The organism is Mesorhizobium sp. M0862 (genome assembly GCF_040319795.1).
GTDB lineage: Bacteria > Pseudomonadota > Alphaproteobacteria > Rhizobiales > Rhizobiaceae > Mesorhizobium.
Map to the genome: position 1 here is coordinate 102,083 of NZ_JAMYOJ010000014.1, position 16,710 is coordinate 118,792.

General features: G+C 64.3%; 14 protein-coding genes. 6 read left to right on the forward strand and 8 right to left on the reverse strand.

Translation table 11 applies throughout. The features are described 5' to 3' along the window. Nucleotides 1–35 precede the first annotated feature (35 nt). From NKI15_RS21280 to NKI15_RS21315, 8 genes are all read right to left on the reverse strand, one after another. Nucleotides 36–2,066: an SEL1-like repeat protein gene (locus NKI15_RS21280; RefSeq protein WP_352515050.1), complete on the reverse strand. Its 2,031-nt coding sequence runs from the start codon at nt 2,064–2,066 to the stop codon at nt 36–38. A gap of 80 nt (nt 2,067–2,146) precedes the next feature. Then, nucleotides 2,147–3,757 carry a WD40 repeat domain-containing protein gene (locus NKI15_RS21285; RefSeq protein WP_352515048.1) on the reverse strand — a complete coding sequence of 537 codons (1,611 nt, stop codon included), beginning with the start codon at nt 3,755–3,757 and terminating at the stop codon, nt 2,147–2,149. Nucleotides 3,758–3,862: 105 nt separating this feature from the next. Next, nucleotides 3,863–4,633 carry an exodeoxyribonuclease III gene (locus NKI15_RS21290; protein ID WP_352515047.1) on the reverse strand — a complete coding sequence of 257 codons (771 nt, stop codon included), beginning with the start codon at nt 4,631–4,633 and terminating at the stop codon, nt 3,863–3,865. A gap of 7 nt (nt 4,634–4,640) precedes the next feature. Further along, on the reverse strand, nt 4,641–5,285 hold the full coding sequence (locus tag NKI15_RS21295; protein WP_352515046.1) for an alpha/beta hydrolase family protein: 645 nt from the start codon (nt 5,283–5,285) through the stop codon (nt 4,641–4,643). Between the two features lie 212 nt (nt 5,286–5,497). Then, a complete protein-coding gene (locus NKI15_RS21300) occupies nt 5,498–6,619 on the reverse strand; it encodes a tetratricopeptide repeat protein (RefSeq protein WP_352515045.1) in 1,122 nt (373 codons plus the stop codon). After that, the gene (gene ku, locus NKI15_RS21305) at nt 6,616–7,521 is read right to left on the reverse strand and encodes a non-homologous end joining protein Ku (RefSeq protein WP_023712534.1); all 906 of its coding nucleotides are present in this window, start codon (nt 7,519–7,521) and stop codon (nt 6,616–6,618) included. The genes NKI15_RS21300 and ku overlap by 4 nt, the downstream gene beginning before the upstream one ends. A 271-nt stretch (nt 7,522–7,792) precedes the next feature. Continuing rightward, nucleotides 7,793–10,279, reverse strand: a complete 2,487-nt coding sequence (gene ligD, locus NKI15_RS21310) for a DNA ligase D (RefSeq protein WP_023705108.1) — start codon at nt 10,277–10,279, stop codon at nt 7,793–7,795. Nucleotides 10,280–10,396: 117 nt separating this feature from the next. Next, nucleotides 10,397–10,621, reverse strand: a complete 225-nt coding sequence (locus NKI15_RS21315) for a hypothetical protein (RefSeq protein ID WP_023673483.1) — start codon at nt 10,619–10,621, stop codon at nt 10,397–10,399. A 45-nt stretch (nt 10,622–10,666) separates the two neighbouring features. Between NKI15_RS21315 and NKI15_RS21320 the strand changes: the two genes are divergently transcribed. The 6 genes from NKI15_RS21320 to NKI15_RS21345 all read left to right on the forward strand — a co-directional run bounded on the left by NKI15_RS21320 (nt 10,667) and on the right by NKI15_RS21345 (nt 16,705). After that, complete coding sequence (locus NKI15_RS21320) at nt 10,667–11,023, forward strand: hypothetical protein (RefSeq protein WP_156932639.1); 357 nt, start codon at nt 10,667–10,669, stop codon at nt 11,021–11,023. Continuing rightward, nucleotides 11,020–12,027: an aldo/keto reductase gene (locus NKI15_RS21325; protein ID WP_352515044.1), complete on the forward strand. Its 1,008-nt coding sequence runs from the start codon at nt 11,020–11,022 to the stop codon at nt 12,025–12,027. The genes NKI15_RS21320 and NKI15_RS21325 overlap by 4 nt, the downstream gene beginning before the upstream one ends. A gap of 406 nt (nt 12,028–12,433) precedes the next feature. After that, complete coding sequence (locus NKI15_RS21330; RefSeq protein WP_023673481.1) at nt 12,434–13,381, forward strand: substrate-binding domain-containing protein; 948 nt, start codon at nt 12,434–12,436, stop codon at nt 13,379–13,381. Between the two features lie 171 nt (nt 13,382–13,552). Further along, on the forward strand, nt 13,553–15,184 hold the full coding sequence (locus tag NKI15_RS21335; RefSeq protein WP_502898707.1) for a sugar ABC transporter ATP-binding protein: 1,632 nt from the start codon (nt 13,553–13,555) through the stop codon (nt 15,182–15,184). Further along, nucleotides 15,181–16,197: an ABC transporter permease gene (locus NKI15_RS21340; protein WP_023735429.1), complete on the forward strand. Its 1,017-nt coding sequence runs from the start codon at nt 15,181–15,183 to the stop codon at nt 16,195–16,197. Before NKI15_RS21335 ends, NKI15_RS21340 begins: the two co-directional genes overlap by 4 nt. A gap of 10 nt (nt 16,198–16,207) precedes the next feature. Beyond that, entirely contained in the window at nt 16,208–16,705 is a 498-nt protein-coding gene (locus tag NKI15_RS21345; RefSeq protein ID WP_023735430.1) for a GNAT family N-acetyltransferase, read from the forward strand. Nucleotides 16,706–16,710 lie beyond the last annotated feature (5 nt).

Here is a 16,710-nt window from a genome sequence, read left to right on the forward strand (position 1 = left end):
ACGGAAGGCGTGACGGCGACGCTTATGCACTCGGCTCACAGCATCTTGCTGTCGAGCTGGCCGTTTTCCTTCATCAGGTCGAGATAGGTCTTGGCGCCGGAACTGCCGTGGCCTGCCGCCTTGAAGAACCATTTGGCGGCTTCCTTGTAGTTTGGTTTCCCATCGACGCCGCGGTAGTAGAGCGAGCCCAGACTGAACTCGGCATCGACGCTGCCGGCCTTTACGGCTTCCAGCCACCAGGACTCGGCAGCCTTGTCGTCTCTGGCAATGCCCACGCCGTTGGCCGAGGCATACGCTAAGGCTAGCTGGGCATCGACATTTCCCTGCCGCGCCGCCTTGAGCCACCAGCCCGCCGCATCCGCACTGCTTTGCGCAACGCCAACACCCTCGGAATAGGCTGTGCCGAGCGCTTTCTGCGCGAATGCATTGCTCTGGTCGGCGGCTTTGCGCCAGAGCCTTGCCGCCTGAACGGGGTCCTTCGTTACTCCTAGACCATCCCAATACAGTCCACCGAGAGCGAACTGCGCAAGGTCATTGTCCTTGTCGGCAGCCTTGCTCAGCCACTCGAATGCCTGCCTTTCATCCTTCCCGACGCCCTGCCCGTCCCGATACACGACCCCGACATTATACTGCGCTACCACATGGCCTTGGACAGCAGCCTTCATCCACCATCGGAAGGCCAGATCATTGTCTTGCGCAACGCCGCGGCCCTGGCTGTAGAGGATACCAAGCATATATTGAGCGTCGGCGTTTCGCCCGTCGGACGCCTTTTGCGCCCAAGTCGCGGCCAACGCATCGTCCCGTCCCACGCCTTCGCCCAGCGAATACGCCCGGGCCAGATTGGCACCGGCTTCGGCATTCCCCGCTTCCGCGGCCTTGCGCCACCAATAGACCGCCTGCCCGGCGCTCTTCTCGACGCCTTGGCCCATCGAATAATATCCGCCCAGATTCGACTGGGCGAACACAAAGCCCTGATTGGCGGCTTTGCTCATCCACGCAAACGCCTGGCCGTCGTCCCTAGGGGTACCTTTTCCCTGGCCATAAGCGGCCGCCACCGCGTATTGCGCTTCTGTCAGACCGGTGGTTGCGGCCTTCATCCACCACCCGAACGCAAGGCGGTCATCCTGCTCAACGCCGTGGCCCCGCGAGTACAACGTGCCCAGCAAAGCCTGGGCATTCGGCTCACCCAGATCGGCTGCCTTTTTCACCCACACTATGGCGGCCTGATCATCCTTCTTGACGCCTTGGTTAAGATAGTAGGCGCGTCCGAGACAGAAAGCGGCCTCCAGGCTTCCTTGGTCAGCCGCCTTGCGCCACCATGAGGCAGCCTGCTCGAAGCTTTGCGCAACACCCCGACCCTGCGCATACAGGACGCCGAGGGCGTACTGAGCGTTCGCATTGCCCTTGTCGGCTGATTGCCTGGAAAACTTCAACGCCAGTTGATCGTTTCTTTCGACCCCTTGGCCATTTAAATAGACTTGGCCGAGAGAATATTCAGCCTCCCCGCTCCCCTGATCGGCCGCCTTGCGCCACCAATAGAGCGCCTGCTCATAACTTTGCGCGACCCCTTGGCCCTGCCAGTACAACACGCCGAGCTGGTACTGCCCATTCATGTTGTCTTTATCGGCGGCCTTTCGTGAGAAACTCTCGGCAAGCCGACTGTCCTTTTCAACGCCCCTGCCCATAAGGTAGGCCTGACCCAGTGCTGCTATGGCTTCCGCATTGCCGCCATCGGCGGATTTCTTCCACCAATACACCGCCTGGCTGTCGTTCTGAGCCACGCCCTCCCCGCGCCAGTACAGCGCACCAAGCTGCCCTTTTGCGTCAACATTGCCAGCGTCCGCCATGATCTTCATTTGACGGAATACCTCGGCATAATCCTTTGCCTGGAGAGCCGCTGCACCCTTTTGTGCCGCTGACCACTGCACATAATAATTTCGGCCAGGACCGAGCAGCACATAAGCCGCCAGCAACACCAGAACGACGGTAAGGACCCCTCGGCGACGCGACTTGGGCGGGCTGTAGACAGGTGTATCCAGTTTGGGCGCCCAGTCGTTGTTGCTCACCGTCCCCAATCCATTTGCAGCCACCAGTAATCCATAGCGCAAGCCAGGCTGTTCTGGAATATCCAAAGCATTTGATGTCGCTACTGCGGTGCGCCGGCGAACAGGATTTCGCCATCGCCGCCAGCCGCCGGCCAATCCCTGATGGTGCGATCGTCGCCGCCGGTGAGCAGCGTGCCGTCGGTGGCGAAGGCAACGGCGTAGATCGGGCCGGTGCGGCTGTCGAACATGGCGGTCTGGCCGCCGGTGCCGACATCCCACAGCCGCGCCGTGCCGTCGAGCGAGCCGGAGGCCAAGCGCTTGCCGTCGGCCGACAGCGCCAGCGTATAGACGGTGCCTTCGTGACCCTCGAAGCGGCGCAATTCCCTAAACGTGTCGAGGTCCCAGAGCTTGATCGTGTAGTCGCCGCTGCCGGTGACGACATGATGGCCGTCGGCGGTGAAGACAGCGCCGTAAGTGCCCTGCTCGTGGCCGTGCCAGCTTCGCAATTGCTTGCCGCTTTCGACGTCCCAGAATTTCAGCGTGCCGTCGATGGAGCCGCTCAGCGCGCGCGTGCCGTCGGGCGAGATTGCGACCGTGCTGATCGGCCAGTCATGTCCGGTCATCACATGCAGCACCGATTTGTTGACGAGATCCCAGACGATGACGTTGCCGGTGTCGTGGCCACTGACGGCGCGCTTGCCGTCCGGGCTGATCGCCAGCTTACGCACGCCGCCATTCGCGCCCGACGAGAAGACATGCAGCACCGCGCCGTCGGCAAGCTTTCGCAGCACGATCTCGCCATCGTCGCCGGCGGTCAGCGCGGTTGCGCCGTCGGGCATGAACAGCGCCGTGCGCGCCATGTCCTTGTGTTCACCAAGGTTGCGGATCAGCCGCTTGCCGGCGATGTCCCAGAGCTTGATCATATGGTCGGTGCTGGCGCTCATGATGTCGCGGCCATCGGCCGAGACGGCGAGCCAGACGACGGCGTCGCGATGGCCGTCGGGCTCGGTCGGCAGCGCCGGCGGAGGCGGCGGCAACGGCGCGACGGTTTGCGGTGGCGGTGTCGCCGGAGCCGGCGGTGGAGCAGTCTCCGGTGGCGGTGTCGCCGGAGCGACTGCGACTTGTGGCGGCCGAGGGGGAGCAGCCGGAGGCGTAGGCTGCGCCGGTTCCGGCGGTTTGGCAGCCTGCTCAGGCGGGGTTGGCTCGGGAGGCGTGGCGAGCGGCGGCGAACTCGGTGGAACCGCCGGCGTCGCCAGGTCCGGTGGGACGCCGGCGATATCCTGGCCCTTCGGCTCGGCTTTGGGCTCCCTCGGGGCGACGACCTCAGCGCCCGGGCCGGCGTCACGCGCCCAAGGGAAGTGGTCGGCCAGCAGCGCCAACACGGCGAGCACCGGCAACATGAGGAAGGCGCGCCGCCAGCCTGGGCGACCCTTGGATTCCATCTCGGCGTCGCGGCCAAAAAGCGGCGTTCCAGCAGGCTGGCTTCGCCGACCCGGCAGCAGTCCGGCCCAGAACAACAGGGCGCCAAGCAGGCAAAGCCCGCCGACGGTCAGGAACACCACCGGTCGCAGCGTGGCTGGGCCGTGCAGCATGTGGTCGATCCCGCTCCAGCTGAAATCTCTGTCGCCGAGCAGCAGATACGCCCGCACCAGACAAGCCAAAGCGGCCGCCAGCAGCGGAAGCGCAAACAGCCTTTCGGCCAACCTGTCCATCGGACTCCCCTCCGGTGCCGCACCTTGCTCATCATGCGGCCGCCGCAGCGAAACAAATAGCGCAAAACTGCGCCCACGAAAGTGGGCGCGATCACGCAGCCAAATTCACTTCAATTCGACCCATACCGGCGCGTGGTCGCTGGCGCCGTCCTCACCTCTGACATCGCGGTCGATGCCGGCAGCAGTGAGGCGGCGCGCCAGTTTCTTCGACAGCAAGATGTGGTCGAGCCGCAGCCCGGCATCGCGCGGCCAGCGGTTGCGGCGGTAGTCCCAGAATGTGTAGAGCGTTTCCTTCGGATGCTTCTTGCGCAGCGCATCGGTCCAGCCCTGCTCGAGCAGACGCTGGAATGACGCCCGGCTTTCCGGCTGCACCAGCGCGTTGTCGTCATAGGAGCGGGTGGCGTAGATGTCGCGCGGCTCGGGCACGATGTTGTAGTCGCCGACCAGCGCCACCGGCAGGCCGGTGTCGAACAGTTCTGCGGCATGCGCCTCCAGCCGCGCGTGCCACGCCAGCTTGTACTGGAATTTCGGCCCCGGCTGCGGGTTACCATTGGGCGCGTAGAGACAGGCGATGACGACGCCCGACACCGCCGCCTCGATGTAGCGGCTCTGCTTGTCGGCGGTATCGCCGGGCAGTTCGTCACGGGTCAGCACCGGCTCGGCTCCTCGCGCCAGTATGGCTACGCCGTTCCAGGTCGGCTCGCCCTTCCACAGCGCGCCATAGCCGGCCGCCGCAAGCGCCGTGCGCGGAAACTGCGTGTCGCGGGCCTTCAGCTCCTGCAGGCAGACGACATCGGGCTTGGCTGCCGCCAGCCACGCCAGCAGGTTTTGCAGCCGGCTGTTGATGTTGTTGATATTGAAGGTGGCGATTTTCATTTGGCGATCAGGAAACGATCCGCCCTGTCCACGCCTTCACCGTCCCGGCCAGCGTCTTCAAATGATCGGCGGTCGAAAAACCCGACACGCTCTTGCGCGGCTTCAGGTCGTGGTCGCCATCCTCCAGCCAGATCACCTCGATGGCTTTGGAAAGGCCGTAGGTCGCGACCTCTTCTTTCGTGCCGAACTCGTCGCGGGTGCCCTGGAAGATCAGCGTCGGCGTCTTGAGGTCGGCGAGATGTTTTGTCCTGAGTTGCTCGGGCTTGGCCGGCGGATGAAAGGGATAGCCGAGGCAGATGAGGCCCGAAATCTCGCCCTTGGCGAACATCTCGTCGGCGACCATCGAGGCGACGCGCCCGCCCATCGACTTGCCGCCGATGATGAGCGGACCAGCGACGCCCCTCGCCCTCAGATCGGCGATGGCCTTGATGTATTCCGGGTTGACCGTCTCGGCGCGCGGTGGCGGCTTGCGCTGGCCATAGCGGCGGGCCGCCATATAGTGAAATTCGAAGCGCGCGACCTGGAAGCCGGCGGTGGCGAGCGCCTTGGCGGTGGCGGTCATCGAGGGAGAATCCATCGATGCGCCGGCGCCGTGGGCAAGCAGGATCGTGACGGGGGCGGTGTAATTGCCGTCGAAGAGGAAGGTGGTCATGGGGTGCGCTGCCGGTAAAGGCCGAGTTCCTTCGCGCCCCCCTCTGTCCTGCCGGACATCTCCCCCTCAAGGGGGGAGATTGGCAGTTTCAGCGCCTCACGGACCTCGCGACGATAGTGATTGGCGAAAGCGATGGCGACATCCAATCTCCCCCCTTGAGGGGGAGATGGCCGGCAGGCCAGAGGGGGGTGCTCAAGCGCTGCCATTGCGCCCTACCCCGCCGTCCGCGTCATCTGCAAATCGACGAACTGTATCCCCCGGGCCGCCATGCGAGCCCATTCGCTATCCGCATCAAGTTCGAGATAGCGCATCCAGTTCCGTCGCGCCTCCAGTAGATTCCCGGCGTCGAATTCCAGTCGGGCGAGGTTGAACACTGGATCGGCATAAGTCCTGTCGAGCGTGATCGCCTTTTGCAGATGGCGGCGCGCAGAAGGCACTTTGCCCTGCTCACTCATCAGGCCGGCGAGGTTGAACCACGCCTCGACGAATGCGGGATCGAGCTTGATCGCGCGGGCATAGTCGTGCGCGGCCTCGGCTGCACGGCCGGCGCCGCGCAGGCAGTTGGCGCGGTTGAAGGCGGCGATGGCGTCGCTCGGATCGATGGCAAGGCAGCGCTGGTAAAGAGCCGCCGCCTGCTCGTGATCGCCCTGCTCTTCCGCGCTTTCCGCCTCGGCGAACAGGTCCTCCAGCGTGTCGTCGCCGGCTGCACTGCCGAGATCGAACAGCAGCTGGCCGTCGAGTTCGCTCTGGCCGCCTTCGAGATAGATCGCATCGGGCCTGCCATGCTGCGAGCCGACATTGAGCGATTTGGCGGTGAGCGAGGCGACCGGGCCGGAACGGTGGACCGAGCGCGCGATGGCGCCCCAGGATGCGCCGCCGGCAACCAGCCCGGCATATTTGCGGGCAAGGATCAGATCGCGGAACGAGTAGGGTTCACAATCGTGCTCGAAGGCGTCGAACAGGCTGAGCAGGTCGAGGTCGGCACCGGACAGTCTGGACTGGTCGACGAGAGACTGCCTGGACAGCGAAGACGCCTCCGGCGCCTTCATCAGACCAAGCAGGCGCAGGAAGCCATTTTCGCTAAGGAGTGTTCGGCCAGCGGAGCCCTCGGCTGCAACCCGGCGCTCGATCTCGGCATCGCCGTCCTTCGCCGTGCCGGCCTTGGCGATCAGCGTTCGGCCGAACACAACATGGCTGGTGCGCCTGGTGACGCCGCGCCGCAACTGGCCGTGCTGACGCTCCACCTCACGGGCCGCGAGCCGCAGCGGAAATGCCGCCAGCGCGCCGATGGCGCCGAAGACGGCGCCCGGGATTATACCGGTCGGCGCCGTCACCCCTTGCTCTTGCCGACGGCCTTGAGCAGATTGGCCTTCAACGGGTTTTCCTTGGCCGCACCCGCCTTAGCCTTGGCGGCAGGTTTTTCAGCGTCGTCGGCCTTGCTCTTCGACTTGGCCGGCGGCTTGGCTGATTGCGACAGGCTCGCCTTCAACGCGTCCATGAGGTTGATGACATTGCCACGCTCGGGCGCCGCCGCAATGATCGGCTTATGGCCCTTCAGTTTCTCGCGGATCATCGTCATCAGCGCGATCTCGTAGCGGTCCTCATAGTTCTTCGGATCGAAGGTGGTTTCCTTCTGCTTGATCAGCGCTTCGGCCAATTGCAGCATTTCGGGATCCGGCTTGCCAGCCGGGATGTTGCCGAAATATTCAGCCGTGCCGCGCACTTCGTTCGGGTTCCTCAACGTACACACGAACATGCCGTTCTCGCGCGCGCCGATCGTCACCACGCGCTCGCGGCTGGACAGGACAAGGCGGGCAATGGCCAGCTTGCCGGATTTGCGCATGGCTTCGCGCAGCACGGCAAAAGTTTCCTCCGCCATGGCGCCATCCGGGGCCATGTAATACGGCGCATCCTGATAGATGACGTCGACCTCGTCTTCGTCGACGAAGGCCTCGATGTTCATCGTGTGGTTGGATTCGATACGCACTGCTTCGAGGTCGGCCTCATCGATGATGATGTACTGCTTGTCCTCGTATTCGTAACCCTTGACCAGGTCCGCGCGCTCGACGAGGCCGAGTTCAGGGTCGACCGGCTTCATGTTGATGCGGTTGTGGGTCTTCTTGTGCAATTGGTTGAACGATATGCGCTCGCTGGTCGTCGTTGCCGGATAGAGCCGGACCGGACAGCTGACGAGGCTGAGCTTGAGGTAACCTTTCCAACTTGCCCTGGGCGCCATGATACTCTCCTACGCGGCCACGCACTGACATTTAGACTGAGCATGATCTTACCGAAAACCGGTTGCCACTTTTCGGGATCATGCTTACTGCAGCGCTTCGTCCAAAGGACGAATGGTGCTGCGGAAATCCTACACCGACCGGGCACGATACAGGCAAATCCCTAGCGAAATCTTCCAGTCGCCCTGAAGGTCCAAGGCCGAGAATAATTCAAATTGTCCGAAGCGTCGATGGACTTGGGTTCCTCGCCCCCATGAAATGGGGAGAAAAACCTTATTTGAAGGCCGGCAAATCCCTCGCGAAATCCTCCATGTCCGCCCAGGGGTCGCCCGAGGTCGCCAACAACCCCGGCAGCGAGGAATAGTTCAGATCCTGCGGCGCATCGATCGTCTCAAGGTCGCTCCAGCTCACCGGCGTCGACGCCGGCAGGTTGGTGCGGGCGCGCAGCGAATAAGGCGCCGCGGAGGTGTGGCCGCGGGCGTTGCGGTGATAGTCGATGAAGATGCGGCGCTTGCGGTTTTCCTTGCCCATTGTGGTGGTGAAAGTGTCGGGCGCGGTGGCCGCCAGAAGCGTGGAGATGGCGCTGGTCGCCTGGTGCAGCTTTTTCCAGTTCTGCTTTTGCGTCACCGGCACCGTGATGTGGATGCCGCTGCCGCCTGATGTCTTGGCGAACGGCACCAGGCCGAGCCGTTCCAGCTCGCCCTTGATGTGGACGGCGGCTTCGACCACTTCGCGCCAGGCGACGCCCTCGCCCGGGTCGAGGTCGAAGACGATCTGGTCGGGCTTGTCGAGGCTGGTGCGGTGGGTGCCCCAGGTGTGGAACTCGACGACCCCGAACTGCGCCAGCGCCAGATAGCCTTTTGCTCCCTCGACCGACAGATAGGATTTGGTTTCACCTTCGGAGTTGGTGGCATCAAAAGTGACCACAGAGGGCGGCATGCCGGTGAAGGCGTGGCGCTGGAAGAAACAGTCCTTCGGCAGGCCCGTCGGGCAGCGCACCAGCGACACCGGGCGGCCCATAATGTGCGGCAGCATGAAATCGCCGACCAGCGCGTAGTAGACGGCGATGTCGAGTTTGGTCGGCCCGGTCTTGCCGAACAGCCGCCGCTCCGGATTGGTCACCCATATGGTGGCGAGATCGGCTTCGGCGATCAGCCGCTTGCGCTTCGGCGACACCGGCGTCGACAGGCCGACATCCCTGAGGCCGCGAAACACACCGTGGCGCAGCGAATTGTCGGCCGTGCGGTTGGCGTAGTGGATGCGGGCCGACAGCATCGGCCGCACCCATTTCATCTCGCGCATGATCTCGCGCGGCACACCCTCGGGGGCTGTCGCGCCGTCGCGCAGCGGCTGCAGCCGGGTCAGCAAGTCGCCCGCCGTAGCGGCATCGAAGCCGGTGCCAACCTTGCCGCGATAGTGCAGTTCGCCATCCGCGAATTCAGCCATGCCGAGTGCCGCCAGTCCTTCGGCCGCGCCGGAAACGGTGTAGCCGGCGATGATGAAATCGCCGGTCTCCAGCGCCTTGACCTTGGTCCAGGTCTTGGTGCGGCCGCTCTGGTAGATGGCGTTGGCGCGCTTGGAGACGACGCCTTCCAGCCCAAGGATCGAGGCCTGATCGTAAAGCCCCTGCCCGTCGCCTTCGACATGGTCGCTCAGCTGGATGGCGGAGTTAGCGCCCTGCCCGGCTAGCAGTTCGGCGAGCAGGGCCTTGCGGTTTGCGAGCGGCGCCTTGCGGAGGTCCCAGCCGTCGAGATGCAGCAGGTCGAAGGCATAGAAATGGAGCTTGCTGCCCGCACCCGCCGACAGCGCATCCTGCAGCAGCGCGAAACGCGAGATGCCCTTCTCGTCCAGCACCATGATCTCGCCGTCGATGATCGCCTGGCTGAGGGGCAGCCGGGCGAATGCCTGCGGCAGGTCGCCGTAACGCCTCGTCCAGTCGATGCCGCCGCGGGTGATCAGCCTGACCTCGCCATCGGCGATATGCGCCATGGTACGGTAGCCGTCGAATTTTATTTCGTGCAACCAGAGTTCACCTGTGTCTTCCACTGGCCCACCCGGTGGCTTCGGCACCTGCGTGGCGAGCTGCGGCTCGATGCGCGACGGCGGATCGCCCCTGATCGCGCCGGGCAGTGCACCGGGTTTCAGCGCGCCGGGTTTTGGCGGCAGCCGCGCCGGCTTTTTCGGCGGCGCCACCAGCTCCTCGATGCGCTTGCCGGTCTTCACGCTTTCCGGCCGCGCTTCCAGAATGTCGAGGCTGGTGTCGGAGGCGAGGTCGCGCTCCTTGAACAGCAGCCAGTTTTTCTTCTCGCTGTCTTCGCCGGGCTTGGGCTTCAGACGGGTCAGCATCCAGCCGCCATTCAACTTGTCGCCGGCCAGCCGGAACTTGAAGGCGCCGGTGCGCAGGCTCTTGTCGACATCGTCCATCGGCGCCCAGGTGCCGGTGTCCCAGACGATCATCGGCCCGCCGCCATATTCGCCTTCGGGAATGACGCCCTCGAAGTCAATATATTCGAGCGGATGGTCCTCGGTTTCGACCGCCAGCCTTTTGTCGGCAGGGTTGAGCGAGGGGCCGCGCGGCACCGCCCAGCTTTTCAGCACGCCGCCGACCTGCAGGCGCAAATCGTAATGGTCGGCGGTGGCGTGATGCTTGTGGACGACGAAGCGGTTGCCGTCGCCTGAAATAAGCCCGCCCGCCGGTTCCGGCGTCTTCGTAAATTCGCGCTTGGCGCGATAGGCCTTGAGTGTTGGCGGGGTTGGCATGGGTCAGGCGGGAGCGGCGGCGGCGGACGAACCTTCCCGGCGCCGCGTTCCTGCACAGTGCTGTCCCGCCAACATTTCAAATTTCCCAGCGCGGTGCGAAGAATGTGGAGATCACGCTCAATCGTCTGAGGCGGGCGTCAGGTCTAGCTCGGCCGGGGACAGCCCTTGCTGGAGCTGGCTCAGCCGGAACTCGTCGACCCAGTAGGCCTCGCCGTCGACCAGCACGCGGGCCGAGTAGACGCCGCCGGAAAAGCTTTGCGCGGTGACGTAGACCTTGTGGCGGTCGAGCGCCTTGCGCACCGCGGCGCGCTTGGAATTCTGGCTGGTGACGGAACTGGCCATGGCTCACTCATACACAAGACCGCAAGACATGGCGGCGGCATAAGGATGCTGGAGATCGGCCGCTCTGTCAATTTTGACCGCCTGCTTCTGGCAGCGCTACGATCCGACGGCAGCAAAAAACCGCTGCGCCTCGGCAGCGGACTTTGCAATGGCGACGACAATATTCGGTTAGTGGTCCGAAGGAATTATGAGCGCGGTGACGCGCGAGAGCTGCTGACGCCGGTTCAGCGTCGGCTTCTCGTAGATCTTCTTCATTGGTATCCCATGGCCCCCAATGACCGCCGGCAAAGGCGCTTGCGGCTGGGTTTTGTCAAGGGAAGCGCTGTTCTTCCGCCGAACAGCTATGGAAACTGGAGGAGCGGCCGCTATAGTTTTCCTCAGCCCCAAGGAGAACGGCAATGACCCTCAGCACCCGCAAACTTGGCAGCCAGGGGCTGCAGGTCTCGGTGATCGGCCTCGGCTGCATGGGCATGAGCCAGTCCTACGGCCCTGCCGACGAGGCGGAATCGATCGCCACCCTGCACCGAGCCATCGAACTCGGCTGTACCTTCCTCGACACGGCGGAAGTCTACGGCGCCTATGCCAATGAAGAACTGCTCGGGCGGGCGCTGAAGGGCCGGCGCGATGAGGTGACCCTTGCCACCAAATTCGGCTTCCGCATCGAAAACGGCAGACAGGTCGGCACGGAGCGTGACAGCCGGCCCGACCATATCCGCGAGGCGCTGGAGGGCTCGCTGAAGCGGCTCGGCACCGACCATATCGACCTTTACTACCAGCATCGCGTCGATCCGGCGGTGCCGATGGAAGACGTCGCCGGCACGGTCGGCCGGCTGGTTGCCGAGGGCAAGGTGCGCTTCTTCGGCCTGTCGGAAGCGGGCGCGGCGAATATCGGCCGTGCGCATGCCGTGCACCCTGTCTCGGCGCTGCAGAGCGAGTATTCGCTTTGGGAGCGCAATCTGGAGCCGGAGATCATCCCGCTGCTCAAAAAGCTCGGCATCGGCCTGGTGCCGTTCGCGCCGCTCGGCCGCGGTTTCCTCGCCGGCGACGTCAAGCGCGCCGAGGATTATCCGGAAGGCGATTTCCGCCGCGGCGACCCCCGCTACCAGGGCGCCAACTACGACGCTAATGTCGCGGCTGCGGCTGCGGTGCAGGAGGTGGCCGCGGCCAAAGGGGCAAAGCCCGCACAGATCGCGCTGGCCTGGGTGCTCGGCAAGGGCGACGGTTTCGGCATTGACATCGTGCCGATCCCGGGGACAAAGCGGCGCAAGTATCTCGAAGAAAATGTTGCTGCGGCCGCGGTCACGCTCGACGCCGCCGAGATGGCTGCGCTCGATGCAGCCCTTGCGCCGGGCAAGGTCTCAGGGCCGCGCTACAATGAGCGGGTGATGACGACCATCGACAGGTAGAGGCGTCTAAGCTGCCAATCTTCCCCCTCGTGGGGGAGATGCCTGGCAAGGCAGAGGGGGGCGCGAAGGATCGCCCGCATCAAGTATTCTGCGTAGAGGTTAGCTCAAAGATGTAAGTGAAATTGGCCAATGTCGGCGGGACAGCGCCCCCCTCTGTCCTGCCGGACATCTCCCCCACAAGGGGGGAGATTAGCAGTTTCAGCCCCTCGCCTCACCTTGCGTAATCGATTTTCCTTGGCTAGCATCCTCGGGTCGGCGCCGTGCGGAGGAGAACGTTGCGGCGGACCGGCTGGAGCGCCTCGCGTCCCCTCGGGGCGTTCACAGGACACTCCATTTTGAATTGACGCAAGGACCGTCCCGAGCCGCTCCCGGTTTCGGGCTCCTGCGTTCATGTGGAGGATATCTGATGAACAGACGCGAATTCCTGTTGTCGACCGTGGCGACCGGCGCCATGGCGCTGGCCGCGCCCATGGCCTTTGCCGCCGACAAATTGACCATATTGGGCTCGGTGCCCAATCTCGGCTTTCCGTTCTTTGTGCACATGCTGAACGAGATCAAGGCGGAGGCGCAGGCGCAAGGCGTCAATCTGACCGAGAGCGACGGCCAGAACTCGGCGCCGAAGCAGACCGCCGACATCGAGGCCGCACTTGTGCAGAAGGTCAACGCCATCGTGATTTCGCCGCTTGACGTCAACGCGCTGGCGCCGGCGATCGAGGAAGCGGTCAAGGCCGGGGTTCCCGTGGTCACTATCGACCGCCGCGTTGACGGCGTCGAGGGCATTCTGGCCCATGTCGGCGCCGACAATGTCAAGGGCGGCGAGGCCGAGGCGCAGGCCATGGTGGCGGCGTTCCCCAACGGCGCCAAGCTGTTCCATTTGCAGGGCCAGCCGGGTGCCGGGCCCGCGATCGACCGCAACAAAGGCGTCCACAATGTGCTCGATCCGCTCAAGGACAAGTACCAGATCATCTTCGAGCAGACCGCTAATTTCGCCCGCGCCGAAGCGCTGTCGGTGACCGAGGCCGGGCTTGCCGCCAACGGCAAGCCGGACGCCATCATCTGCGCCAATGACGACATGGCGCTCGGCGCGCTCGAAGCCTGTGCCGCGCGCAACTTCACCGACGTCAAGATCTACGGCTTCGACGCGTTGCCGGAAGCGCTGGTCGCCGTGCGCGACGGCAAGCTCGCCGGCACGGTCGAGCAGTTCCCCGGCGAACAGTCGCGCAAGGCGGTGCAGATCGCGGTCGCCTTCGCCAGGGACAAGACCGAGCCGAAGGAGAAGCTGGTGCTGTTGACGCCGATCGTCATCGGCAAGGACAATCTCGACAAGGCGGAGAGGTTGAACGAGACGAAGTGAGAGTAGGGCCCATGACGGGTGGAGGTCGCGCTCTGTCGCGCCCCCCTCTGTCCTGCCGGACATCTCCCCCACTTGGGGGGAGATTGGCCGTCACGTCTGCTTTCGCCAATCGCCAACGTTATAGAAATAGTGCTGCCGGCAAAACTGCTGATCTCCCCCCGTGTGGGGGAGATGTCCGGCGGGACAGAGGGGGGCGCTGTCCCGCTGCCTATCGCAATCCGGGAGCAATGCTTGTCCGCCGTTGAACCCACCGCATCATCGCCCCCGCTCCTTTCCGTCGAAGGCGTGACCAAGCATTTTTCCGGCGTCACCGCGCTCATCGACGTTTCGCTCGAGGTGCGGCCCAGTGAGATCCTTGGCCTGCTCGGCGAGAACGGCGCCGGCAAGTCGACGCTGTTGAAAATCCTGTCCGGCGTGATGCCGCCGTCAAGCGGCCGCATCGTCTTCGACGGCGCCGACTACGCGCCGTCCAGTCCGCAGGATGCCAAGCGGCATGGCATCGTCACCATCTATCAGGAACTGAGCCTGATCCCGACGCTGACGGTTGCGGAAAACATTTTCATCGGCCGCGCGCCGCTCGGGCCGCTCGGGCTGGTCAGTTGGCGCAGGATGGAGGACGCCTCGCGCGCGATCATCGCCCGCGTCGGTCTCGACATCGATCCGGCGACGCCGGTGTCCTCGCTGTCGGTAGCCGAACAGCAGCTGGTCGAAATCGCCCGCGCTCTGTCGCTGGAAAGCCGCCTGATCATCATGGACGAGCCGACCTCGGCGCTGACCGAGACCGAGGTGCAGAAACTGATGTCGATCATGGACAGGCTGCGCAAGGACGGTGTCGCCATCATGTTCGTCACCCATCGGCTGGAAGAAGCGTCGGCGATCTGCGACCGGATGACGGTGTTGCGCGACGGCAGGCTGGCCGGTCATCTCGACCGTGACGGCCAGCCGATCCAGATCCCGAAGATCATCGAGAAGATGGTCGGCCGCGCCGCCTCCGAGCTCTACGCGCGGCCGACGCAGCGCGATGTCGCCGGCGAGGTCAGGCTCTCGGTGCGCGGGCTGCGGACGGTACGCGACCCGTTGGCGCCGCATGCCATCGTACTCGAAGGCGTCAACCTCGATCTGAAGGCCGGCGAAATCCTCGGCGTTGCCGGCCTCGTCGGTTCCGGCCGCACCGAGCTTGCCCGCGCCATTTTCGGCGCCGGCCGCATCGCCGCCGGCACGATTGCGCTCGACGGTAAGCCGATCGCCCCGGCCTCCCCCGCAGACGCCATCAAACTCGGCATCGGGCTGGTGCCGGAAGACCGCAAGCACCAGGCGATCTTTGCAGCACTGGGCATTCTCAACAATTTCTCGATCGCCTCGCTCGGCCGCTACAGCAATGGGGCCGGCTTCATGGCCGAACGGCGCGAGCGCGAGGCGCTGGCCGGCTATCGCAAGGCACTGTCGATCCGCATGGCCTCGCCCGACCAGGCGATCGAGGGCCTGTCCGGCGGCAACCAGCAAAAAGTCATCCTGGCCCGCTGGCTGGCGCGCGACCCGAAAGTACTGATCGTCGACGAGCCGACGCGCGGCGTCGATGTCGGCGCCAAGGCCGAAGTGCACCAGATCCTGGTCCAGTTGGCTGCGCGCGGCATCGCCATCATGATGATCTCGTCGGAACTGCCGGAAGTGCTGGCGGTGTCGGATCGCATCGTCACCATGCGGCGCGGCCGTATCACCGGCGAAATGCCAGGCATCGAAGCGACCGAGGAAAAACTGATGGAACTGATGGCGCTCGACCGCAAGCAGGACGCAATGCAATGACCAGCACCACCGAACAGACCCAGCGCAGCGGCATCAACATCGCGCGGCTTCTGATGAGTTTTGGGCCGCTGATGTTCCTGGCGGTGTTGATCGTCATCTTCACCGTGCTGAAGCCGAGCTTCATCGATCCAATCAACCTGTTCAACATTTTGAGGCAGATCTCGATCACCGGGCTGATCGCGCTTGGCATGACTTTCGTCATCCTCACTGCCGGCATCGACCTGTCGGTCGGCTCGCTGCTCGCCTTCTGCGGCATGGTGGCGGCGGTGGTGGCCAAGGGCGGCACCGCCAACACGCTGTCGCTGTCGACCACGGGCACGCAAGGATATGGCTGGTTCGCCGCCTTGCTTGCCGCCGTCATCGTCGGGGCGCTGGCCGGCGCCGTCCAGGGCTTTGCCATCACCAGGCTGAAAGTGCCGCCCTTCGTCGTCACGCTGGGTGGTCTCACAGTGTTTCGCGGCCTGACGCTGACCATCTCCAATGGCGGACCGATCTCCGGTTTCGACGCCTCGATGCGCTGGTTCGGCACCGGGCTCATCGGACCGGTGCCGGTGCCCGCGATCATCTTCGCGGCGGCCGCCATCCTGTGCCACATCGTGCTGCGCTATACGCGCTATGGCCGTGCCGTCTATGCCGTCGGCGGCAATGCCGAGGCCGCACGCCTGTCGGGCCTGCGCGTCGACCGCATTCTGATCTCGGTCTATGTCATCGTCGGCTTCTTCGCCGGGCTGGCCGCCTTCGTTTTGTCAGCACGGCTCAACTCCTCCGAAGCCGTGGCCGGCATCGGCTACGAGCTTACGGTGATTTCGGCCGTGGTCATCGGCGGCACCTCGCTATTCGGCGGCATCGGCTCGGTCGGCGGCACGGTGGTGGGCGCAGCACTGATCGGCGTGCTGCAGAACGGGCTACAGTTCAACAATGTCTCTTCCTACACACAAAGCATCGTCATCGGCCTGATCCTGATCCTGGCCGTGGCCTTCGATCGGTGGCTGAAGTCGCGGGTAAGGCAGTAAGGGATCGGCCATGGTTCAGATCAGGGCGATGACAGAGAACGATGTAGCGTCGGTATCGCGGCTGCTGGGAGAGTCTTGGCGGCGCACCTATTCGTCGATCCTGGGACCTGAAAATACAGCGCGGCTCTCGGACGACAAGCATGCGCCCGAGCGGCTGGCAGAGGAACTTGGGGACGACAACAAGATGTCGTTCGTGGCCGAACGGCCGGACGGTTCGATCGCCGGCTACGCGATGGCGGCGATGGACGATCGTGGCGATGTCCTGCTCGACCGGCTGCACATCGACAAGACAGAGTTCGGCAGCGGGCTCGCCACCGACCTGCTGCACGCGGTGCTTGTCGCGCATGCCGGCATCCCCAGCATTGCGCTGGAAGTGATCGAGGGCAACGACCGGGCGATCGCCTTCTATCGCAAGCACGGTTTCGAAGTGGTCGAGCGCCACACGGCCGCGCACGGCGTTGGCGGCCACGCCTCGCTGATCATGCGCCGGCTGCTGTCGAGGGCGTAAGGGAA